This is a genomic window from Leifsonia shinshuensis (genome assembly GCF_022606355.1).
GTDB lineage: Bacteria > Actinomycetota > Actinomycetes > Actinomycetales > Microbacteriaceae > Leifsonia > Leifsonia shinshuensis_B.
The window spans coordinates 1,088,757-1,109,656 of sequence record NZ_JAHHZQ010000001.1 but is presented as its reverse complement, the minus strand read 5'-3'; the positions used below and the strand labels follow the sequence as shown (position 1 = coordinate 1,109,656).

Genomic DNA, 20,900 nt, shown 5'->3' with positions numbered 1-20,900 from the left:
GGCCGCCTCCTGGCGGGCATCGCCTACGATTGTGCACGGGGCCTTCCGGTCCTCCATGTCCGTGAGACCACCCGGGAGGGCTCATGCCGAAGCAGTCCGGCACCCGCGCCGCGGCCTCCCGCACCACGCGCGTCGCCGCGTCGTTCGACGAGCCGACCCAGACCGGGCGGTGGCTGCGCGGCCTGCACTTCTCGGCGTTCTCGCTGGTGATGATGGGGGCCGTCGTGCTCGCCGTCGTGATCCTCGCGCCGTCGCTGCAGGGCTTCCTGGCCCAGCGGCAGCAGATCGCCGACCAGCAGAAGGCCGTCGATCAGCTCTCGGCCCAGGTCGACGCGCTCAAGGAGCAGCGCGCGCGCTGGAACGACCCCAGCTACATCCGGGCGCAGGCCCGCGATCGCCTCTACTACGTCATGCCGGGAGAGGTCAGCTATCTGGTCATCGACGACAGGCCGCCGGCCGCCGTCGCAGACAGCACGCCGGTGAGCTCCAAGCTGCAGAAGACCCACACCGACTGGGTCGGCTCCCTCTTCGGCTCGTTCATGGGCGCGGGCCTCACCGACGCGACGCCCGCGCAGCTCGGCTCCACGCCGGCCCCGACACCTACTCCCAGCAGCACAGGAACCCCCAGCAGCACAGGCACCCCCAGCAGCACAGGCGGCAAGCAATGACCAGACCCCCGTTCGACCCCGTGACCGATGCCGACATCGCCGCCGTGAGCGAGCAGCTCGGCAGGCCGGCGCGCAACGTGGTCGGGATCGCCGCACGCTGCGTGTGCGGGCGCCCCACCGTCGTCTCGACGGCTCCGCGTCTCGACGACGGCACCCCCTTCCCGACGTTCTATTACCTCAGCCACCCCGCCGCCACGGCCGCCATGTCGCAGCTGGAGGCCACGCAGGTGATGAACGAGTACAACGACCTCCTGGCCGAAGACGAGGACGTACGGGAGCAGTACCGGGCGGCGCACGAGCAGTACCTCGCCGACCGCGAGTCGATCGGCGTGGTCGAGGAGCTCGCGGGCGTCTCGGCGGGCGGGATGCCCACCCGGGTCAAGTGCCTGCACGCGCTGGCGGCGCACGCGCTCGCCGCCGGTCCCGGTGTCAACCCGATCGGCGACCTGGCCCTCGCCCGTGGCGGGTGGTCGCCGGAGGTGTGCGAGTGCCGCATCCAGGCCGGCTGAACCCGGCAACCTCCCGCGCCGGTTCGCGGTTCGGCCGCACACGTCGTGCCGCCGTCTCCGCCGTGACGGCGCTCGCGACGGCGTTCGCCGTCGGCCTGGCGCCGGCGACGGTCGCGCACGCCGACCAGGTGCGCGACATGGAGTACTGGCTGAACGACTACGGCTTCACGAAGGCCTGGCAGACGACCAAGGGCGCCGGGGTGAAGGTCGCGGTGATCGACACGGGCGTCGACGGCTCGGTCCCCGACCTCGCGGGCGCTGTCGTCGGGGGCGCCGACGTCTCCGGCGTCGGCGCGGCGAACGGGCAGAAACCGCTCGGCGCCGGGGAGGCGGCGGATCACGGCACGTGGGTGGCCTCGCTGCTCGCCGGCCGTGGCACCGGCGCCGACTCCGGCGTGCTCGGCGCCGCCCCGCAGGCGAGCATCCTGACCGCCTCGGTCGCGCTCGGCACCTCCATCGGCGCCGTCAGCAGCGACGACCAGGTCGCGGAGGCCGTCCGCTGGGCCGTGGACAACGGCGCGTCCGTCATCAACATGTCGCTCACCCGCAACACCCTCGACTGGCCGACCAGCTGGGACGACGCGTTCCAGTACGCGTTCTCGCACGACGTCGTGGTGGTGGCCGCGGCCGGCAACCGGGGGAGCGGCACCACCGAGGTCGGCGCGCCTGCGACGATCCCCGGTGTGCTCACCGTCGCCGGGGTGGACCGTGCCGGTCAGGCCTCCTTCGACGCCTCCTCGCAGGGCATCACGATCGGGGTGTCGGCGCCGAGCGAGCAGCTGGTCGGTGCGAACCCGGGCGGAGGGTACGTGCAGTGGGCGGGCACCAGCGGCGCGGCACCGCTGGTCTCCGCCGCCGTGGCCCTCGTGCGTGCGGCGCATCCCGACCTGAAAGCGCCGGACGTCATCAACCGGATCATCACGACAGCACGCCCCACCGGAGGCACCGTGCCGAGCCCTGTGTACGGCTACGGACTGCTGGACGCCGCCGCGGCGGTCACCGCGACCGTGCCGCACGTGAGCGCCAACCCCATGGGCGATCTGACCCAGTGGATCCACATCCATCGCAGGGCCGACACGCCCGCGACAGCGGCACCCGGCGCCGGGGATTCCGGGGCGGCTCCCGCGCCGAAAGCCCTCACCCCGGAGCGGCCTGTAACATGGAGAGCGTTCTTCTGGCCGCAATGGAGCGTCCTCACCACCCTCTGGCTGCCGTTCAGTCTGATCTCCGGTTTCGTGGCCCTTCTCGCCCTCGGCGCGGTCGGCGCGTGCCTGCATTTCAGGCGAGCGGCGCGAAGGGGGTAGATTAACCGCATACTTTCGTGTTGAGGAGACGCATTACTGTGCCCAAAATCCTGATCGTCGGCGGAGGCTACGCCGGTTTCTATACCGCGTGGAAGCTCGAGAAGCAGCTCCGCAAGGGCGAGGCCGAGGTCACCATGGTCGACCCGCTGCCGTACATGACGTACCAGCCGTTCCTCCCCGAGGTGGCTGCCGGCTCCATCGAGCCGCGTCACGCGGTGGTCGCCCACCGTCGCCACCTGAAGAGCACGAACATCATCAGTGGCAAGGTCAGCTATGTCGACCACGCGAAGAAGACCGCGACCATCGAGCCGGCGGCCGGTGAGCCGTACGAGTTCGAGTACGACATCGTCGTGGTCACCGCCGGAGCCGTGTCGCGCACCTTCCCGATCCCGGGCATCGCCGACAACGCGGTGGGCCTGAAGACGATCGAGGAGGCCGTGTTCATCCGCGACCGCCTGCTCACCAACTTCGACAAGGCGGCGACCCTGCCTGCCGGCCCGGAGCGCGACCGCCTCCTGACCGTCGTGGTCGTCGGCGGCGGCTTCGCCGGCATCGAGATCTTCGCCGAGCTGCGCTCGTTCGCCAGCGCGCTCCTCAAGAAGTACCCGGAGCTGTCGTTCGACGACACGCACTTCCACCTGATCGAGGCCATGGGCCGGATCATGCCGGAGGTGTCGCTGCCGACCAGCCACTGGGTCATCAAGAACCTCGCGGAGCGCGGCGCTGAGATCCACCTCGAGACGCAGCTCACCAGTGCGGTCGACGGCCACATCGAGCTGTCCACCGGCGAGAGCTTCGACACCGACCTGATCGTCTGGACGGCCGGTGTCATGGCCAACCCGACCGTGGTCCGCCACACCGACCTCCCGATCGAGGAGCGCGGCCGGCTGCGCGTGCGCGCCGACCTGCGTGTGGGCACCGACGAGGAGATCGTCGAGGGCGCCTGGGGGGCCGGCGACGTCTCGGCCGTTCCCGACCTGACCGGTGCGGGCGTCGGCGGCTACTGCGTCCCGAACGCGCAGCACGCCGTGCGCCAGGGCAAGCTGCTCGCCAAGAACATCATCGCCGACCTGCGTGGCGAGCTGCCGCGCCAGTACTACCACAAGAGCCTCGGCGCGGTCGCGGGCCTCGGTCTCGGCATCGGTGTGCTGCAGTCCGGCAAGCTCGCCGTCAAGGGCGTCCTCGGCTGGTTCGCGCACCGTGGCTACCACGGCCTCGCGATGCCGAGCTGGGAGCGCAAGTGGCGCGTGCTGTGGGGCTGGTGGAACAACTTCTGGCTCGGCCGCGACGTCGTCTCGCTGACCGCTCTGCAGCAGCCGCGCGCCGCTTTCGAGGAGTTCGCCGCACGGCCCAAGCCGGCCGTCGAGGCTGCTCCGGCCGAGGCACCCAAGAAGGCCGCTCCCAAGAAGGAGCCGGCGGAGGTCGCCGCCAAGTAGGCTGCGCTGCTGACGACGAAGGCCCGGTCCCCTGTGAAATCCGTGGGGGACCGGGCCTCCGTCGTCTACTCGCCCTGGTCGTCCACGCGCACGCGACCCTGCCCGAGGTCGGCGATCGCGCGGAGTGCCGCGGCGCGCTCCGTCTCCGGCAGTCGCAGCCGGAGGACGACGTCCGCGCCGTACTCGGCCTCGGGCTCCGCGAACCCCTCAGCGTCGGCCCACCGGCGCACGCGTTCGGCGTCCGCATAGTCTGCGCGCAACTCCAGGACGGTCTCTCGCACGCGTTCGACCGTCTCCGCGTCGGCGAGCGCCGTCGCGATCGCGTCGGTGTAGGCGCGCACCAGCCCGCCGGCGCCGAGCTTGACCCCGCCGAAGTAGCGGACGACGACTCCGAGCACGCCCTCCAGCTCGTGATGACGCAGCACCTCCAGGATCGGCCGTCCCGCCGTGCCCGAGGGCTCACCGTCGTCCGACATCCCGGACTGGCCGCCGGCCAGCAGCGCCCAGCAGACGTGTGCGGCACCGGGGTGCTCGGCTCGCAGCCGCGCGACCTCGGCGAGAGCGCCCTCCCGGTCGGCGACGGGGAGGGCGCTCCCGAGGAACCGGCTGCGGCGGACTTCGAGCGCAGAACTGACGGGGAAGGCGAGGGTGCGGCTCACACCTTCACGGTAGCCGCCCGCAGGTCGGAGGACGCGATGTCGCCCCTCGCACGGATCGTCGTGGCGGACAGGCTGTTAGCCTGGTATCGAACTCATCAGTTCAGTACGTGCTGAGCTGGAGGATCGGAGGGCTCATGACCAAGACAGTGGAGGACCCGCTGAGTCGCACGTTCGCGGCGCTGGCGGATCCGACGCGGCGCGCCATCCTGGCCCGGCTGACCCGCGGCTCCGCGAACGTCGGCGATCTCGCCGCCCCGTTCGACATGAGTTTCACCGCGGTCTCCAAGCATCTGCGCGTTCTCGAGGGCGCCGGTCTGGTGTCGCGTGGCCGGGACGCGCAGTATCGCCCGGCGATGCTCGACGCGCGACCGCTCGCTGCGGCGTCCGCGTGGATCGACGACTACCGGGTGTTCTGGGGCGACAGCTTCGACGCGCTCGACGATTTCCTCGCCGCCTCGGCGACGAACGACGACGAATCGGGCGAGAGGGACGCGCAATGACCGGCATCACCGAGGACGGCATCGAGATCGACCGCGAGTTCGCCGCGCCGCCCGCCGCGGTCTTCGCGGCGTGGACCACCCCCGAGTCGTTCGCCCGCTGGTTCGGCGGCCGGGAGGTCCAGGTGCCGCTCGACGGCCTCGACTACCGTGCGGAGCCCGGTCGTGCGTGGTCCGCGATGATGGTGCTCCCCGACGGGAACACGATCGACTGGGCGGGCGAGTTCGTGGAGGTCGATCCGCCCTCGCGCCTGGTCATGACGCTCACCGACCGTCCCGCTGCGGGCGAGCGCGCCGTGCTCACCGTGGAGTTCACGCCCACGCCGGCCGGCACGCGCCTGCGGATGAGGCAGCAGACTCCGGGCTTCACCGACGAACAGCGACTCGGCACCATCGCCGGGTGGCAGACCTTCCTCGACGTGCTGGGGGAGATCGCGGAGGGCTGATCGGGGCGGCGACCTCCCGTCGTCCCGTCCATCGTGTCTTGTCAGAGCGCTTATTGAACTGATAGGTTCAGAACTAACAGGTTCAATACGCGGCGGACGGACCGCCGCTTCCAGGAAGGACCCACCATGCGCACCCTCATCGTGTCCGGGTTCGTCTCAGCAGACGGCGTCGCCCAGGCGCCCGGCGACGACGCCGCGTACCGCAATGCCGGATGGACGTTCCGCGGCGTCGAGTTCGACCCTGCCGCCTACGAGCTCAAGGGCCGCGAGCAGGAGGAGTCGACCGCCGTCCTGCTCGGCCGCACCAGCTACGAGCTGTTCGCCCCGGTGTGGCCGGCGATGGAGGAGTTCGCCGGTTACAACGCGATGCCACGCTACGTCGTGTCGACCACGCTCGACCACGACGACGAGCGCTGGCCGGCCACCATCCTCCACTCGCTCGACGAGGTCGCCGAGCTCAAGCGCGGCGACGGCGGCCCGATCATCGTTCACGGCAGCCTCGCGCTCGCCCGCGCCCTGGCGGACGCCGACCTGGTCGACCGCTATCACCTGCTGGTCTTCCCGCTGCTGTTGGGGGAGGGCGCCCGTCTCTTCAGCGAGTCGGCCCACGCGACGGTGACGCTCACGGTGGTCGAGCACGACGTGTACGGCAACGGAGTTCAGAAGCTGGTGTACGACGTGGTGCGCTGAGGAGGTCGTTGTCTGAGCGTGCGGCATCGGTAAGCTCGATGCTGTGACGGACATCGACAGCGGGAGGCTCGAGGCCGAGGGAGGCCTTGCCAAGCTCGGATACTTCCTCGGCGGCGTCCTCGCTCTGATCGGAGCAGGGCTCTGGGCCATCTACTCCATGGCGTCGACCACGACGAGTCTGTCCGGAGGCATCGAGGTGGTCGCGGCCAGTTCGGTGTGGGCCACGGTCGGCGGCATCACGGCGTTCGTCGGCATCGCCCTGGCGCTCGTGACGTTCGTGCTCCACCGTGCGAGAACGGCCGATGCGAGCGTCGACGTCGGAGGCGGGCGCGACACGGCCTGAATCGGTCGGTCTCGCCGGATCGGTGCCCCCGTGGGACTCGACCCGGATGCCATCCCGCTGATGGCGAGGCGGTCGCGAGACAAGCGAGAGGAGCAGCGTGATGGGTATTGCATTTCCGGAGGGGTCGATCTCGGTCACGACCGCGGGCGGCGACATCGTCATCCTGCGCATCTGCGATCTGTGCGGTGCGGCCGTCGTCGAAGCAGAAGGCACCGACCTCGCGTTCCACAAGCGCTGGCACCGGGTAACCGGATCGGGCAACTGGATCGACTCCGCGACCGGCCGTCTACACGGTCCCGGGAGCCCAACGCGATCCTGACTCACGGGTTGCGTGATCCTCAGCCGGCCGCGGTTCCGGACCTACCGGGTGAGCATCACGGCGCGGTACGGACGTTGTGTCGCAAGAACCGGCCGATTCGCGTCGTTGCCTCCATCGCCTCCGGCGTGTCCGCGTTGAGCTGATACACGTGCGGGAGCCCTTCGCCGATCTCGAGGGTCACCGGTCCGTCGGCCGCCCTGATCGCCGCGTCGAGGCGAACGGAGTCACTGAGGAGCAGATCGGCGGTTCCGACTTGGATGAGAACGGGTGGAAGGCCACGGAGCGAGGCGAACAGCGGGGTTGCGAGCGGCGCCGCGGGGTCTGCGCCGTCGAGGTAGTCGGATGCCAGCCGTCGGAGCAGCTCCGGCGTGGAGATCGGATCCTGGTCGACGCGGTCTCGCATCGATTCTCCTGAGCTGGTGAGGTCCACGGTCGGCGACATGAGGACCGCTGCGGCCGGTAGGGCGTCGCCCTCGTCACGCGTCGCGACCAGGAGTGAGACCGCAAGCCCCCCGCCGGCCGAATCGCCGGCGACCGCGAGCGAAGGCGCATCGAGGCCGCGATCGTTCAGAAGCCACGCCCACGCCGACCTGACGTCGTCCAGGGCTGCCGGGAACGGGTGCTCCGGTGCGAGGCGATACTCGAGGAACAGGACGCGCATACCGGCCGCGCGGCCGATCCTGGAGGCCAGTTCTCCATCGCTGGTGAGCGAGCCCAGCTGGAAGCCGCCGCCGTGCAGGAACAGGAGGGCGGTGTCGGAGTCGGCGTCGGGTGCGTCGAGCCAATAGGCGACGCATCCACCGACCTCGACCTCCGTGACGTGCACATCCGCGGGAATGGGGTGGATCGCAGCGGCCGGGATGAAGCCGTCCCGAGCCTCTGCGATCGGCACGGGAGGCTCCATGGCGCTGCGCAGCTGCCGCTCTTTCAAGACGGCCAGCACCTGCTGCATCTGCGCACTCGGCACGGCGTGACTTCCGATCAGGCGGCCGAGACTTCGGTCAGCCGGCCGGTGTGCACATCGAAGATGAACCCGCGGACCGGCACGTCGTCTGCGATCCAGGGATGTGAACGCACGCGCTGCATCTGGAGGCGCGTGTTCTCCTCCGCATCGGTGAACGTGTAGAACGTCACCGGTGTGATCGGCGCGCTGCCGGTCTCGGTGCGGAGTCGTTCCGCGAGCTCGTCTCCGGAGAAGACCGTCAATCCACACTCGTTGTGGTTGATGATCATGATCTCCTTGGAACCCAGGACCCGAGTGGAGACCAGAAGGGATCGCAGCGCGTCGTCATCCACGACGGTGCCGACGTTGCGGATCAGGTCGACATCGGCGTCCTGCAGACCCATCAGGCGAACCACACCGGTCAGCCGCGGATCGGCGCACGTGACGATCGCGACCTTCGGAGCAGGAGGCGCGGCCAGGGCGGGGTCGTAGGACGACGCCAGAGCCGCATTCGCAGCCAACGCTTCATCAATGATGCTCATATGGCAGAAAGTACCCCCCTGCAGCACGACGGCCCAAGCCCCCAGGAGCACGTACGTCCGCCCGGGAACCGCGGGCATCAGCTGGGGGTGTGCGCGAACCGTCGCAAGTGCAAGGCTGTGCGCACGGGCCGGTCGGCGTCTCGTCGTCGCGCAGCGAATCCGCGCCCGAGAACCGGAGGTCGATCATGCCTGAACTCCCGAAGTCTCCCGAAGGGATCGTGCTGGCCCACTTCATCGTCTCCGACGACGTCGAACGCTCCAGACGCTTCTACACCGAAGTACTCGGCGGCCGCGTGGTCTTCTCCGGCCCTGGAGGGCTCACCTACGTCTCCTTGTCGAACAGCTGGATCATCATCAATGTCGGCGGAGGCCCGACCGACGACAAGCCGACGGTCACCTTGGCGACGCCCGAGGACCCCGACAGGGTCAGCAGCTTCCTCAATATCCGCGTCAAAGACATCGCCACCGTGTACGCAGAATGGAGCGCTCGCGGCGCGCACTTCCTGACACCACCCAAACAACACCAGACCGAGATCCGCTGCTATCTCCGCGACCCCGACGGCCACCTGATCGAGGTCGGGCAAACCACAGACACCACCGGAGACTGGGCGCCCGAACACTGGCCATCGAGCGCAGCCACCGGGCCGTAGGGTCTCGGATCGCGATCCTGCGCACTCGGAGGGCATCCGGGTCGCAGAGTTCTCAGGTGATCGCGGGTCGAACAGACCAGTGCCCCCAGTGGGACTCGAACCCGATTGACAGGCTTCCGCTGCGCCGGAATGACGGCTTCTGGGCAAGCCCGTCGAGACCACGCTCGAACCGGGGACCGTAGTCGACCGGTATGGCGACCCCACCGGGAGTTATGTCGCCCCCGATGGCACGCCGTTCAGCAAGCGCGGTCTGCCTTCCTTCTATGAGACCCAGAAGCCCTATTACCCGTACGAAGCGGTCCAACCGGTAATAGTCCGCGGGGGTGCAGCAGCTACAGCATTCGGCGGGGGCGGAGGAGTCCAATTTCAATTCGGTGCTCCGATCCAAGACCTTGCCCGAAATGGAATACTGAAGGCGTTGTCAAGGTGAATTGGCGTAGCGCCGACTGCGTGTTTCTCGCTCCGCGAGAGCCACACAATGTGGCGCTGGGAAGCCAAACTACTTAAGTGGATCACGAAGCGAGGTGCTTCAGCACTAGCATGGGCAAGCTCAACTTTGAATCGGGCCTCCGTGAAGGCTTCGCGAAGGATAGCGACGCGGTAACGCAGGGGTGGGTGCCTGCCGGAATCGGGTTTGAAGGCGACCATCTCGACGTCGGAGGTTGTGATCCGTGGTCAGAAACGCCTTGGAAGCCGCTTCACGAGTGGGTAGTTGTTGCTCACCCAGAGCATCCCGCGCAGCGATCACGCGCGGACGTATACCAGCTAATAGGGCTCGACGGCCTTCCGGTCACGTTCGCAGCGACTGAGCTTTCGAACGGAATCTGGGGCTTTTTCGTGCCTGCCGACCTAAACCGGTAGAACCACGGGTACTACGGCGGGGCATGGAACGACTCCGCGCCGGCTGCACCTGGCCAAAGCCAATACGGCTCGGACGATAGCCAGTCGCTGGCCTCGTTGTATGAGCAGCAAGCCGCAACCAGATTCGCCGCTGGGGACTACACACTCGAAGATCGGATCAGTATGGTCAGCGAAACAACATCAACATCACGCTCAGAGGTCAAGGGGCAGCCGCTGGGCGATCCACTGAACTCGTTTCGGGATGGATGATTCGGGGGGACGGTTCGATCACCTTGAACACTCCGTTCAGCGGATTCGCCGAATGACGCCGCCGGTCAACCAGTACGACCGAGTGCGTTTTATCACCGATCGATATCAGTCGAGCGGTGCGCCAATAGACGCGATCGGTTACGTGCTCGATATGTATCAGGATGATGGGCTTTAAGTTGAGGTGTCGGACGCTTCGAGTGGAGTAACTCGGGCGCTTCTTTCGGTGAGGCCGGAGGACGTTGAACCCGCAGACGAGCTCTTGGTCAGACTCATGGCTTCTGTCCGGGCGCTCGCTGCGAACCCAAAAGTTCAGCTTGAAAGTCTGGCATCGATGGGACCTGGCGCGGGCGGAGATGAACTTGCAATCGAGTTCGACCGGCTATTTCGTCCGGCGGTTGCACTTCTCTCCAGTTCACCTTGTGACAGGGCTTACATGGTCGGGCTTGCCGATCTCGATGACTGGTTGGCGTTGCTGCGCACTAGGAGTGATCCGTCACTCTGGAGTGCCGAGGCGATCGCGCGTTCTGACGAGTGGACTAGATTTTGCGAGCTCGCATCCGCGGTGTTACGTGAGCGTGCCGAGCAGCGGGTTGGTGGAACGGGCTGAGTTGCGGTGTCTCGACAGAGAACGAGAATGACAACTCGATGGAACTCGCAAAGGGGGCAGTGTTCGTCGATCCCTATTGCCGCCGACGCGAACGTCAAGGCGGTGCAGCGGATGCTCGGTCATGCCTCCGCGGCCATGACGCTCGACGTCTATGGTCATCTCTTCGACGACGACCTCGACGCGGTTTCGGCGGCTCTGGATTACGCGAGGGCGGTTTCCATTGCGGGCGATCTGCGGGCGATCAATGATTCTCGCACCTTCGCCAACCTGTCCGATCCCAGTATTTTCAAGGGCAAACGAGCCAATTAGACCAGTGCCCCCAGTGGGACTCGAACCCACACTCGGGCGATTTTAAGTCGCCTGCCTCTGCCAATTGGGCTATGGGGGCCGAGCGGCTTTCGGGGCACCGATCGGAGGGGCGGGGACCGCCCGCGCGGATCAGCGGTTCTTGAAGGGCGCTTTCGCCATCTGCACCACGGCGGCGAGCGCGAGCGCACCGCCGACGATGACGACAGTCCAGATGAGTCCGATCAGCACGCCTTCCATGGTTCCCACCATATACGGTGCGGCGGCCGCGCGCCCCTTGCCGTCCAGCTGCCATCGGCGGAGGGTGGGGGCATGATCCGGATCGGTTCCATCGTGTGGGGGGTTCGCGATCTCCCCAGGGCTGTGGAGTTCTGGTCGGCGGCGCTCGGGTACGGGCCGCTGTACGAGCCGGACGCCGATTGGGCGCTCCTCGCGCCGGCCGGTGGAGGCGGGCCGCGGCTCGCGCTCAAGCTGGTCGGCACGGAGGCGAACCCATCGCCGCGGCACCACCTCGATCTCTATGCCGATGATCAGAGCGCCGAGGCCGACCGGCTTCGGGAACTGGGCGCGTCCGACGTCGAATGGGAGTACGAGGAGGGCGCGGACTACCTCGTGCTCGCCGATCCCGACGGCAACCGGTTCTGCGTCGTGGCGGCGGGGGAGGCGGCGTCCGCGCCGGACGCCGCCGCGCCGGACGCCGCCGCGCCGGACGCCGCCGCGCACTGAGAGGACGTTCAGACCCTCCAAAGGCCTCACCCACCCTGGTCGTGCACACTGAGTGCAGACACCCTTTCTGGTGAGGTGTCCTCCGACCCGGCTGGAGCCCGAGATCCCCCGACGTAAGGCTCCGGCCGGGTCGCCTTCTGTCTACGCCGCTAGGCTCGCGGAGTGACCGAGATGCGATGCCCCTGCGGCAGCGGCGAGACCTACGCGAACTGTTGCGGCCCGCTCCATGGCGGCGCTCCCGCCCCGACCGCCGAGCGGCTGATGCGGTCGCGGTTCAGTGCCTTCGCGCTCGGCGACGCCGGCTACCTCCTGCGAAGCTGGCATCCGTCCACGCGCCCGGCGACGCTCGACCTGGACGACGGCCTGCGCTGGTACCGGCTCGACATCGACGCGACGCAGCGCGGCGGCCCGTTCGACCGCGAGGGTGTCGTCGCGTTCACGGCCTATTACACAGGTACCGAGCGGGGCGTGCTCCAGGAGACCTCGACGTTCGTCAAGGAAGGCCGTGACTGGTTCTACGTGGCTAGCGTCTGAGCCGGTGCCAGGGGCGGCGTGAGCCTCGGCGTCAGCGCGCCGGTTCGACGTATCGCTCCCACAGCCACACCGACACGCTCAGCACCGCGAAGACCAGTGCGGCCACGACCATCGCGACCATCCCGCTGCCGGCCTGCACCAGGGAGGCGACGGGGAGCAGCAGCGCGAACAGCACGGTGTAGACGACGAGGGCCATCGCCAGCCAGAGCGGGCGGGACCAGCGCAGCACAGCTCGACCGGCGAGCCCACCGAACGGCAGGAGTGCGATCGCCGTCGATCCGATCGCGATGAGGGCGGTCGAGTTGGCGAGCTCACGCACGAAAGCGGAGACGTCGCCGGACGGTGAGGGCAGGACGCCGACGATGAGCCAGGCCAGAACGCCCAGCGCTGCGACGGCGGACAGTTGCACCGCGGCGGTGCGGCCGCGCGCGATCCGGTCGGCGGCCTCCGGGAGCACCGCCCCGACGACGAGGCCGAAGAGCAGCGCGGGCTCGAGCCCGATGAACCGGGAGCCGAGCGCTGTCGCGGCGACGACGGGGAGGAGCCAGGGCCGCACGACCGACCGCGCCGGCGTCAGCCCCAGGTGCCGGGTCATCCCGCGCGCAGCGAGCAGCCAGATCGCGTTGACTCCGACCACGGCGAGCGCGACGGCCGCGAGCAGTCTCAAGTAGGCGGAGGCGTCCTGCACCGATGTCGAGAGGGTGACGAGGGCGGCCGCGGTGACGCCGATCACCGGCGCCAGCCAGACCGGCTGCGACCCGGGCGTGGACGCCGCGTGCGCACCGCCCAGCAGGGCGTCGGCCTCGCCGAGCTCCGACCGCGCCCGGTTCCGGCCGAAGATCGACGCGCGGCGCGCGGCCGGCTCGCGCGGACGGGAGAGGGCGGCGACCAGCAGTCGCCCCGGCAGCACCAGCAGCAGGAGCGCGGCGATCGCCAGGCCGACGGAGCGCAGCCAGCCCGGCATCGTGGCGGCGCTGACGACGGGAGCCGATGCCGTGCTGAAGGGCGTGTCGGTCCAGCCCCTGGTCTCCGCGTGCGTCGGAGCCGAGGGAGACGGTGGCGCGGCCGTCGGCGGAGCCGGCTGGGCGGGCGCCGGTGTCGTGGAGGGGGAGGGCTTGCCGGTGGCCGGCGGTGCGGCGGCCGCGGCCTCCACCGAGATCGCGACCGCGTTGCTGCCCGCGCTCACGTTGCCCGCCGCGTCACGCTGCAGCGCGGATGCGAGATAGTCGCCGGGTTGCAGGGCGGCGGTGCATGACCACGAAGTGCCGGTGACGGTCGCCGTGCACGCCACGGTGGTTGCGCGCGACGTGTTCGCGTAGACCGTCACGCCGGCGCCCGCCTCGCCTGCGCCGCCGAACGTGATCGGCTTCCCCGCCGCCGCGGAGGTGCCCGGCGCGGGCGATGTCAGTGTCGGCGCGCCGGGTGCCACCGTGTCGACCACGACCGTGATCGACCGGCTCGCAGCGGAGCGGGTGGAGGAGAACGGTGCCACCTGCGTCGCGCTGATCGTGTGCGAGCCGTCGCGCAGCCCCGGGATGACGCAGCCCCAGCTGCCGCCGCTGTCCGCGGGGAAGGAGCACGAGTCGCCGGTCTCGGCGGTGACGGTGACGGTGGCGCCGGTATAGGCCGTGCCGCGGATCCCGCCGCCGGTCGTGCCGCCGTCGGCCGAGGTGATCACGGGCGGTGTGAGGACGTCGACCCGCCCGCTGTCGGCGAGGCCGGTGCTGCGTGACACGGCGCGCACCGGCACGCCGGGTCCGTCGGGAAGGCGCTGGATGGCACAGCGGAAGCGGCCGTCGTCGCCGGCGGTGGCCGCGCAACTCGAGTCGGCGCTGGTGGATGATCCACCGGAGATGTCGATGACCTCGCCCGGATCGGCGGTTCCGGAGACCGTCAGCGGCAGGGTGGTGATGAGCCGGCTGGGCAGCGGGTCGAGCTGCGGCGGCCCCGGGGTCGGGGTGGGCGTCGGCGTGCCGGAGGACGCGTCGCCGGGGGCCAGGGCCGGGGACTTCGGAGGTGCGGTGTCGGTGCGGGTGATACCGGCGGAGGTGCTGGCGGTGGTGCGGGTGGCGGCCTCCTGCGAGGCGGCGGCGGAGGCTGCGGAGGCCGGGGCTGCGGTCGCTGCGAGCACCAGCAGCAGGCCGATCAGGGCAGCGCCGAGCCGTCCGGTCGACCCCCGCGGCCGGACTGGTGGAGACACGTCAGACGTAAATACCCGCATTCCACCCCATTTCAGGGGGCCGACACACCGCATGTCAAACCACCGGGCCGGATTTGCGGCATACTGACAAGTGGGTCAACTGTCCCACTTCGCGCGAGGACGCGCGAACGGCACCGCGAGGAGCTCCGATGACGCGCATCCCCCCAGCGGACCGCCGCGCGGCACTCGTGCAGGCGGCTCTCCGGGTGATCGCGCGCGACGGCGTGGCCGCCGCCACGACCCGCAGGATCGTGGGTGAAGCCGGGATGTCGCTCGCCAGCTTCCACTACGTCTTCTCCTCTCGCGACGAGCTGATGGCCGAACTGGTCAACGTCGTCGTCACCAGCGAGCAGTCCGACCTCGAGCCCGCGCTCGACGCCGCTCGCGCGCCCATCGGGCTGCGCGCCACGATCCGCTCCGGCCTCCAGCACTACTTCGACGGGGTCCGCGCCGCCCCGGACCGCGAGAAGGCCATGTTCGAGCTGACCCAGTGGGCGTTGCGGGAGCCCGGCTTCGCGCCGTTGGCGCAGCGGCAGTACGACCGCTACTACGAGCTCGCCGCGCGAGCCGCGCGCGACGCCGCAGAGCTCAGCGGCAGCGTCTGGAACCGCTCGGTCGAGGAGATCGCGCGCCTCCTGGTGACCCTCACCGACGGCGTCACGATCGCCTGGCTCGTCACCCGCGACGACGCCGCGGCCGAGCGTGCGCTCGACTTCGCGGCGGACACGCTCGCCGCCCTCGCAGACCCGGCCGGCGGCGACGATGCCGCCGGATCCCTCCTCCACGAACCGAACGCAGGTGCCCGATGACCCACACCTCGACGCCGGCGGTCTTCGCCGAACCCACTCGGCGCATCCCCGGCCGCTGGATAGCCGCCTTCGCCGTCGCCTGGCTCGGTGTCTGGATGGCGCAGCTCGCACCCATCCAGAAGCTGCTGCCCGACCAGGTGCAGGCCCAGCTGCACACCGACTACTGGGTCGACAATGTCGTCGCGTTCGGGATCATCTCGGGCATCTCGGGGGTGTGCGCCATCGTGGCGTACCCGCTCACCGGTGCGCTGTCGGACCGCACGACCAGCCGGTTCGGCCGGCGTCGCCCGTGGATCGCCGGCGGCGCCCTGCTGTTCGCGCTCTCTCTGGTGCTGCTCGGTCTGCAGACGACGATGGTCGGGATCGGCGTGTTCTGGTCACTGGCGCTCACCGGTTTCTGTGTGCTCACCGCCGCGCTGACGGCGACGATCTCCGACCAGGTGCCGGTGGATCAGCGCGGGTATGTCTCCGGTTGGATCAGCGCTCCGCAGGCGATCGGGATCATCCTGGGCGTCTCGCTGGTGACCTATGTGTTCGTCGGGGCGTTGCTCGGCTACACGGCGATGGCCGTGCTGCTGGTCGTGCTGGTCGTGCCGTTCCTGTTCCTGCCCGACGCGGTGCTCCCCGCGCACCTGCGCGAGCGGATGACCTTCCGCGGCATCGTCGAGAGCCTCTGGATCAGCCCGCGCGAGCACCCCGACTTCGGCTGGACGCTGCTCAGCCGGGTGCTGGTGAACTTCGGCAACGCGTTCGGCACGTCGCTGCTGCTCTACTTCCTGGAGTTCGGCCTCCATGACAAGCACGCCGACGACGATCTGCTGGTGCTGATCCTCATCTACATGGTGTTCGTGATCATCGCCTCCCTCGCCCTCGGCCGCCTGTCCGACCGGCTCGGGAGGCGCAAAGCCTTCGTCTTCGTCTCCTCGGCGCTGCAGGGCGTCGCCGCCCTGCTGCTGGCCTTCGTACCTGAGCTCACCGTGGCGATGGTGGCCGCCGGGCTGCTCGGTCTCGGCTACGGCTGCTTCCTCTCGGTCGACCAGGCGCTCGCGACACAGGTGCTGCCCGACCCCGAGAACCGCGGCAAGGACCTCGGCATCATGAACATCGCCACGGCCGTGCCGCAGGCGATGGCCCCGCTGTTCGGGGCCGCGATCGTGGCCGCCCTCGGCGGCTTCGTCGGCCTGTTCGTGCTGTCCGGGGTGTTCGCGTTCGCGGGGGCGCTCGCGGTCGCCCGGGTGAAAGCGGTGCGCTGATGCCGCGCGCGACCCCGACAGCTCAGCGGACGGCGCCGCAGAAGGCGGCCGCATCGTCCACGACGCAGAACCGACGGAAGGACCCCGTGAACCCGATCGACCTCTCCACCAAGCCGGCGCCGGCGGAGCGCACGTGGACCACCCCCGACGTCTTCTGGCCCGCGCTGACCGTCGCGACGGTGCGCCTCGACCCGGCGTACGGCGTGCTCCACCTCCCGGCGCTCCGCCACAACGCGCACGACATGCTGCGGCGTGCGGGGGGCAAACCGATCCGTGTCGCCTCGAAGTCGGTGCGGGTGCGTTCGGTGCTGGACGCCGTGCTCGCGCTGCCCGGATATGCCGGCGTGCTGGCCTACACCCTCCCCGAGGCGCTGTGGCTGGCCGAGGGCGACGCCGGGCACCCGCCGATCGACGACGTCGTCGTCGGCTACCCGACGGCCGACCGTGCCGCGATCGCGCGGCTCGCCGCCTCCCCGGAACTCGCCGCGCGGGTGACGCTCATGGTCGACTCGGTCGCCCATCTCGACCTGATCGACGCCGTCGTCCCGCCCGCGGAGCGGGAGACCATCCGGCTCTGCCTCGAGCTGGACTCCTCGTGGGACGCTCCCGTGCTCGGGCACATCGGCGTCTACCGCTCGCCGCTGCACAGCGTCCAGGCCGTCCGGGAGGTCGCCGAGGCGATCGTGCGGCGACCGGGCTTCGCACTGGTCGGCATGATGGGCTACGAGGCGCAGATCGCCGGCCAGGGCGACAACCCGCCAGGGCGGCCGGCGTGGGGCGCGACCCTCCGCTGGATGCAGAAGAGCTCGCAGGAGGAGCTGCTCGCCCGACGCGGGGACGCCGTCGCCACGGTGCGCGGCCTCGCCGACCTCGAGTTCGTGAACGGCGGAGGAACGGGCTCGCTGGAGTTCACGGCCTCCGACCCGTCCGTCACCGAGATCGCCGCCGGCAGCGGGCTGTTCGGCGGGCACCTGTTCGACACCTACCGCGGGTTCCGGCCGGCGCCGGCCGCATCGTTCGCCCTCTCGGTGGTGCGCCGCCCGGACGAGCGAACGGCGACTCTGCTCGGCGGCGGCTGGATCGCGTCCGGCCCTCCCGGGCCCGATCGCCTCCCGAGGATCGAGTGGCCGACCGGGCTGTCGATGGTCGACCGCGAGATGGCCGGCGAGGTGCAGACCCCGGTGACGGGGGCCACCGCGGGGATCCTGCGCGTCGGGGACCGGGTCTGGCTGCGGCACACGAAGTCCGGTGAGCTGAGCGAGCACGTGGACGACTTCCAGCTCGTCGACCTCGTCGACGGCCGAGCCGCCGTCGTCGGCTCCGTGCCGAGCTACCGCGGCGAGGGGAAGGTCTTCCTGTGACGGCGACCGGGGCGGTCTGGCGCAACGGTGTCTGGCGCAACTGGGGCAGGAGCGAGTCCGTGCGGCCGCAGCGCGTCGAGCGGCCGCGCGACGCCGAGGCCGTTCAGCGCGCGGTCGCCGCGGCGGCGAAGCAGGGGATGCGGGTCAAGGCGGTCGGCGCCGGCCACAGCTTCACCGGCATCGCGGTGGCGCCGGGAGTGCTGCTCGACCTCGAGGACGTCAGCGGCATCCTCGACGTTGACCTCGAGCGCGGCCGGGTGCGCCTGGCCGCGGGCACGCACCTCCATCAACTGCCGCGGCTGCTGCGCCCGTACGGCCTGGCGTTGCAGAACATGGGGGACATCGACCGGCAGACCATCGCGGGTGCGACCTCCACGGGCACGCACGGCACCGGGGGAGCGTTCGGCGGGCTCGCCACGCAGATCGTCGCGGTGACGCTCGTGACCGGCTCCGGCGAGCTGCTGACGATCAGCGAGGGCGAGAACGCCGAGCTGCTGCCCGCCGTGCGGCTCGGCCTCGGCGCGCTGGGCGTGCTCGTGGACATCACTCTGCAGTGCGTGCCCGCCTACCTGCTGAAGGCGGTCGAACGGCCGGAGCCGCTGCAGCAGGTGCTCGACGGCTATCTGGAGCGGTCGGCGGCCGAGGACCATTTCGAGTTCTACTGGTTCCCGCACACCGAGACCGGGCTGACCAAGACCAACACCCGGCTGCCGCTCACCGAGCAGCGTGCGCCGCTGTCGGCGGCCGGCCGCTGGGTCGACGACGAGCTCCTCGCCAACGGCGTCTACCGGGGCGTGTGCGCCGTGGGCACGCTGACTCCGGCGATCATCCCGCCGTTCAGCCGTCTCGCCCAGCGCCTCACCGGCAACCGCGACTTCACCGACCACTCGCCGCGGGTGTTCGTGACGAACCGCACTGTCCGCTTCCGCGAGATGGAGTACGCGATCCCGCGCGCGGCGGTGCCGGAGGCGCTGGCGGAGGTCAAGGCGCTCATCGAGCGCCGGGGCTGGCGCATCTCGTTCCCGATCGAGGTGCGCTCGGCAGCGGCCGACGACAACTGGCTGTCGACCGCGTACGGCCGCGAGACCGGCTACATCGCCGTGCACCGGTACTACCGGGAGGACCCGACCGAGTACTTCACCGCGGTCGAGGAGATCATGAAGGCCCACGACGGCCGTCCGCACTGGGGCAAGATGCACTATCGAGACGCGGGGTCGCTGCGCGCGACATACCCGCGCTTCGACGCCTTCCTCGCCGTCCGCGACCGCCTCGACCCCGACCGCCGCTTCGAGAACGCCTACCTCCGCCGAGTCCTCGGCCCGTGAGTCGTCCCGTCGCCCAGCCATCGATTCCTCACTTCCTCCCGCAACACGCCGGCCGGGGCGGGAGAAAGTGAGGAACCGATGGCTGCCTGCTACGCGGTGCGGCGCTGGAGGGTGAGCGCGCCGACGACGACGGCGCCGACGGCGAAAGCGCCGATGATCAGGAGCTGGCCTCCCACGTAGGCGGCGTCGTGCGAGTTCGTCGCGACGGCGTTGAGGGCGTCGACGGCGTGCGAGAGCGGCAGCCAGTCGCTGATCTCCTTCAGGCCCGCGGGAAGCTGGTCGCGCGGGAGGAAGATGCCGCCGAGCAGGATCTGCGGGAACACGATCGCCGGCATGAACTGCACCACCTGGAACTCGGTGCGGGCGAACGCGCTCGCGAACAGGCCCAGAGTGCTGCCCAGCACGGCGTCGGTCACGGCGACGGCGACCAGGAGCCACACGTCGCCCTTGATCGTCAGACCGCAGACCCAGATCGCGTACCCGGAGGCGACCAGCGACTGGATCACGGCCAGCAGCCCGAACGCCAGCGTGTAGCCGAGGATGAAGTCGCCCTTGCCCAGCGGCATCGAGAGCAGTCGCTCCAACGTGCCCGTGCGCCGCTCCCGGAGGGTCGTGATGCTCGTGACGAGGAACATGACGACGAACGGGAACAGCGCCAGCATCGCCGGTCCGATCGTGGCGAAGACGTCGGTGTCGGTGAAGATCCAGGCGACGAGCCCGATCAGGAGGCTCGGGACGACCACCAGGAGGCCGACCGTGCGCGGATCGTGCCGGATCTGCGTGAGGACGCGCGCGGTGGTGGCGAGGGTGCGGGTGGCGTTCATCGGGCGGCCTCCTCGTCGCTTGTGCCGCCGTGCTGCCTACTCGATTCCGGCTGCTCAGGCACCGGGGCGTCCGGTGGCGGGCCGTCCGTCGTGGGCTCATCGAGGGCGTGACGCGGGTGGTGCCGACGCAGCAGCGTGAGGAACGCGCCCTCCGCGTCGGCGGCGCCGGTCTCGGCCAGCAGCTCCTCCGGTGTCGTGTCGGCGAGGATCGCGCCCTCGCGCATCAGCAGCAGCCGGTCGCAGCGCGTCGCCTCGTCCATCACGTGGCTCGAGATCAGCAGGCTGGTGCCGCCGTCGGCGAGGCGGTGGAACAGCGACCACAGCTCGACGCGCAGCAGCGGGTCGAGCCCGACCGTCGGCTCGTCGAGCACCAGCAGGTCGGGGGAGCCCAGCAGCGCGGCGGCCAGCGAGACGCGGCTGCGCTGCCCGCCGGAGAGCGTCGAGACCAGCTGTCCGGCGTTCGCTCGCAGGTCGGTCGCGTCGATCGCCCGATCGACGTCGTCCCTGCCCGCGCCGAGCACCCGGCGGAAGTAGGCGAGGTTCTGCCGCACGGTCAGGTCGTCGTAGACGCTCGCGGCCTGGGTCACGTAGCCGACCCGGTGGCGCAGTGCGCCGGATCCCGCCGGCTGGCCGAGCACCTCCACCCGGCCGCCCGCCACCCGCTGCACTCCGACGATCGACCGCATCAGCGTCGTCTTGCCGCAGCCGCTCGGTCCGAGGAGGCCGACGACCTGCCCGCGGGGGATGCTCAGGTCGAGGCCGTCGAGCACCTTCGTCCGTCCTCGGCGCACCCGCAGGCCCTCGATCACGACGGCGGCGTCGCCTGAATTCATCATGTG

At 70.0% G+C, this 20,900-nt stretch carries 23 protein-coding genes, 1 tRNA gene and 1 pseudogene; 18 read left to right on the top strand and 7 right to left on the bottom strand.

What is annotated here, in order from left to right:
* Nucleotides 1-83: 83 nt before the first annotated feature.
* The 4 genes from KNO15_RS05325 to KNO15_RS05310 all read left to right on the top strand — a co-directional run bounded on the left by KNO15_RS05325 (nucleotide 84) and on the right by KNO15_RS05310 (nucleotide 3,917).
* Entirely contained in the window at nucleotides 84-668 is a 585-nt protein-coding gene (locus KNO15_RS05325) for an FtsB family cell division protein (RefSeq protein WP_241702380.1), read from the top strand.
* The gene (locus tag KNO15_RS05320; RefSeq protein ID WP_241702379.1) at nucleotides 665-1,177 is read left to right on the top strand and encodes a DUF501 domain-containing protein; all 513 of its coding nucleotides are present in this window, start codon (nucleotides 665-667) and stop codon (nucleotides 1,175-1,177) included. The genes KNO15_RS05325 and KNO15_RS05320 overlap by 4 nt, the downstream gene beginning before the upstream one ends.
* Before the next feature lie 62 nt (nucleotides 1,178-1,239).
* On the top strand, nucleotides 1,240-2,481 hold the full coding sequence (locus tag KNO15_RS05315; protein ID WP_241702696.1) for a S8 family peptidase: 1,242 nt from the start codon (nucleotides 1,240-1,242) through the stop codon (nucleotides 2,479-2,481).
* A 38-nt stretch (nucleotides 2,482-2,519) separates the two neighbouring features.
* Nucleotides 2,520-3,917 carry an NAD(P)/FAD-dependent oxidoreductase gene (locus KNO15_RS05310; protein ID WP_241702378.1) on the top strand — a complete coding sequence of 466 codons (1,398 nt, stop codon included), beginning with the start codon at nucleotides 2,520-2,522 and terminating at the stop codon, nucleotides 3,915-3,917.
* 65 nt (nucleotides 3,918-3,982) lie between these two features.
* Here the strand turns inward: KNO15_RS05310 and KNO15_RS23280 are convergent, their stop codons facing one another.
* Nucleotides 3,983-4,576 (bottom strand): IMPACT family protein, encoded by a 594-nt coding sequence (locus tag KNO15_RS23280; protein ID WP_241702377.1) that lies wholly within the window; start codon nucleotides 4,574-4,576, stop codon nucleotides 3,983-3,985.
* 134 nt (nucleotides 4,577-4,710) lie between these two features.
* Here KNO15_RS23280 and KNO15_RS05300 point away from each other — a divergent pair, with 134 nt between their 5' ends.
* The 5 genes from KNO15_RS05300 to KNO15_RS05280 all read left to right on the top strand — a co-directional run bounded on the left by KNO15_RS05300 (nucleotide 4,711) and on the right by KNO15_RS05280 (nucleotide 6,871).
* On the top strand, nucleotides 4,711-5,076 hold the full coding sequence (locus KNO15_RS05300; RefSeq protein WP_241702376.1) for an ArsR/SmtB family transcription factor: 366 nt from the start codon (nucleotides 4,711-4,713) through the stop codon (nucleotides 5,074-5,076).
* Nucleotides 5,073-5,519 carry an SRPBCC family protein gene (locus tag KNO15_RS05295; RefSeq protein WP_241702375.1) on the top strand — a complete coding sequence of 149 codons (447 nt, stop codon included), beginning with the start codon at nucleotides 5,073-5,075 and terminating at the stop codon, nucleotides 5,517-5,519. Before KNO15_RS05300 ends, KNO15_RS05295 begins: the two co-directional genes overlap by 4 nt.
* Nucleotides 5,520-5,645: 126 nt before the next feature.
* Entirely contained in the window at nucleotides 5,646-6,209 is a 564-nt protein-coding gene (locus KNO15_RS05290) for a dihydrofolate reductase family protein (RefSeq protein ID WP_241702374.1), read from the top strand.
* A 43-nt stretch (nucleotides 6,210-6,252) separates the two neighbouring features.
* A complete protein-coding gene (locus KNO15_RS05285) occupies nucleotides 6,253-6,552 on the top strand; it encodes a hypothetical protein (RefSeq protein ID WP_241702373.1) in 300 nt (99 codons plus the stop codon).
* 100 nt (nucleotides 6,553-6,652) lie between these two features.
* Entirely contained in the window at nucleotides 6,653-6,871 is a 219-nt protein-coding gene (locus KNO15_RS05280) for a histidine ammonia-lyase (RefSeq protein ID WP_241702372.1), read from the top strand.
* 55 nt (nucleotides 6,872-6,926) lie between these two features.
* Here KNO15_RS05280 and KNO15_RS05275 read toward each other — a convergent pair whose 3' ends face one another.
* Nucleotides 6,927-7,838: an alpha/beta hydrolase gene (locus KNO15_RS05275; protein WP_241702371.1), complete on the bottom strand. Its 912-nt coding sequence runs from the start codon at nucleotides 7,836-7,838 to the stop codon at nucleotides 6,927-6,929.
* Nucleotides 7,839-7,852: 14 nt separating this feature from the next.
* On the bottom strand, nucleotides 7,853-8,356 hold the full coding sequence (locus tag KNO15_RS05270) for a beta-class carbonic anhydrase (protein ID WP_241702370.1): 504 nt from the start codon (nucleotides 8,354-8,356) through the stop codon (nucleotides 7,853-7,855).
* 89 nt (nucleotides 8,357-8,445) lie between these two features.
* On the opposite strand from KNO15_RS05270, the gene KNO15_RS05265 reads away from it, so the two are divergent.
* From KNO15_RS05265 to KNO15_RS05260, 3 genes and pseudogenes are all read left to right on the top strand, one after another.
* Complete coding sequence (locus tag KNO15_RS05265) at nucleotides 8,446-9,006, top strand: VOC family protein (RefSeq protein ID WP_241702369.1); 561 nt, start codon at nucleotides 8,446-8,448, stop codon at nucleotides 9,004-9,006.
* Nucleotides 9,007-9,145: 139 nt separating this feature from the next.
* Nucleotides 9,146-9,436 carry a TNT domain-containing protein gene (locus tag KNO15_RS23465; protein ID WP_374113153.1) on the top strand — a complete coding sequence of 97 codons (291 nt, stop codon included), beginning with the start codon at nucleotides 9,146-9,148 and terminating at the stop codon, nucleotides 9,434-9,436.
* Between the two features lie 1,353 nt (nucleotides 9,437-10,789).
* Nucleotides 10,790-11,032, top strand: a pseudogene (locus KNO15_RS05260) (hypothetical protein); the annotation flags it as partial.
* Nucleotides 11,033-11,037: 5 nt separating this feature from the next.
* On the opposite strand, the gene KNO15_RS05255 reads toward KNO15_RS05260, so the two are convergent.
* A tRNA-Leu gene (locus KNO15_RS05255) sits at nucleotides 11,038-11,111 on the bottom strand.
* A gap of 230 nt (nucleotides 11,112-11,341) precedes the next feature.
* Here KNO15_RS05255 and KNO15_RS05250 point away from each other — a divergent pair.
* Together KNO15_RS05250 and KNO15_RS05245 are read left to right on the top strand one after the other, a co-directional pair.
* Nucleotides 11,342-11,755: a VOC family protein gene (locus KNO15_RS05250; protein ID WP_241702368.1), complete on the top strand. Its 414-nt coding sequence runs from the start codon at nucleotides 11,342-11,344 to the stop codon at nucleotides 11,753-11,755.
* A 171-nt stretch (nucleotides 11,756-11,926) separates the two neighbouring features.
* Nucleotides 11,927-12,289 (top strand): YchJ family protein, encoded by a 363-nt coding sequence (locus KNO15_RS05245; RefSeq protein WP_241702695.1) that lies wholly within the window; start codon nucleotides 11,927-11,929, stop codon nucleotides 12,287-12,289.
* 31 nt (nucleotides 12,290-12,320) lie between these two features.
* Here KNO15_RS05245 and KNO15_RS05240 read toward each other — a convergent pair whose 3' ends face one another.
* Nucleotides 12,321-14,489, bottom strand: a complete 2,169-nt coding sequence (locus KNO15_RS05240; protein ID WP_241702367.1) for a DUF5336 domain-containing protein — start codon at nucleotides 14,487-14,489, stop codon at nucleotides 12,321-12,323.
* 149 nt (nucleotides 14,490-14,638) lie between these two features.
* On the opposite strand from KNO15_RS05240, the gene KNO15_RS05235 reads away from it, so the two are divergent.
* The 4 genes from KNO15_RS05235 to KNO15_RS05220 all read left to right on the top strand — a co-directional run bounded on the left by KNO15_RS05235 (nucleotide 14,639) and on the right by KNO15_RS05220 (nucleotide 19,237).
* Nucleotides 14,639-15,298, top strand: coding sequence for a TetR/AcrR family transcriptional regulator (locus KNO15_RS05235; protein WP_241702366.1), 660 nt, complete (start codon nucleotides 14,639-14,641; stop codon nucleotides 15,296-15,298).
* Nucleotides 15,295-16,551, top strand: coding sequence for an MFS transporter (locus KNO15_RS05230; protein WP_241702365.1), 1,257 nt, complete (start codon nucleotides 15,295-15,297; stop codon nucleotides 16,549-16,551). The genes KNO15_RS05235 and KNO15_RS05230 overlap by 4 nt, the downstream gene beginning before the upstream one ends.
* An 86-nt stretch (nucleotides 16,552-16,637) precedes the next feature.
* Entirely contained in the window at nucleotides 16,638-17,912 is a 1,275-nt protein-coding gene (locus KNO15_RS05225; RefSeq protein WP_241702694.1) for an amino acid deaminase/aldolase, read from the top strand.
* Nucleotides 17,909-19,237 carry a D-arabinono-1,4-lactone oxidase gene (locus KNO15_RS05220; protein WP_241702364.1) on the top strand — a complete coding sequence of 443 codons (1,329 nt, stop codon included), beginning with the start codon at nucleotides 17,909-17,911 and terminating at the stop codon, nucleotides 19,235-19,237. The genes KNO15_RS05225 and KNO15_RS05220 overlap by 4 nt, the downstream gene beginning before the upstream one ends.
* A gap of 89 nt (nucleotides 19,238-19,326) precedes the next feature.
* On the opposite strand, the gene KNO15_RS05215 is transcribed toward KNO15_RS05220, so the two are convergent.
* A complete protein-coding gene (locus KNO15_RS05215) occupies nucleotides 19,327-20,061 on the bottom strand; it encodes an ABC transporter permease (RefSeq protein WP_241702363.1) in 735 nt (244 codons plus the stop codon).
* On the bottom strand, nucleotides 20,058-20,897 hold the full coding sequence (locus KNO15_RS05210) for an ABC transporter ATP-binding protein (protein ID WP_241702362.1): 840 nt from the start codon (nucleotides 20,895-20,897) through the stop codon (nucleotides 20,058-20,060). Before KNO15_RS05210 ends, KNO15_RS05215 begins: the two co-directional genes overlap by 4 nt.
* Between the last annotated feature and the right edge of the window lie 3 nt (nucleotides 20,898-20,900).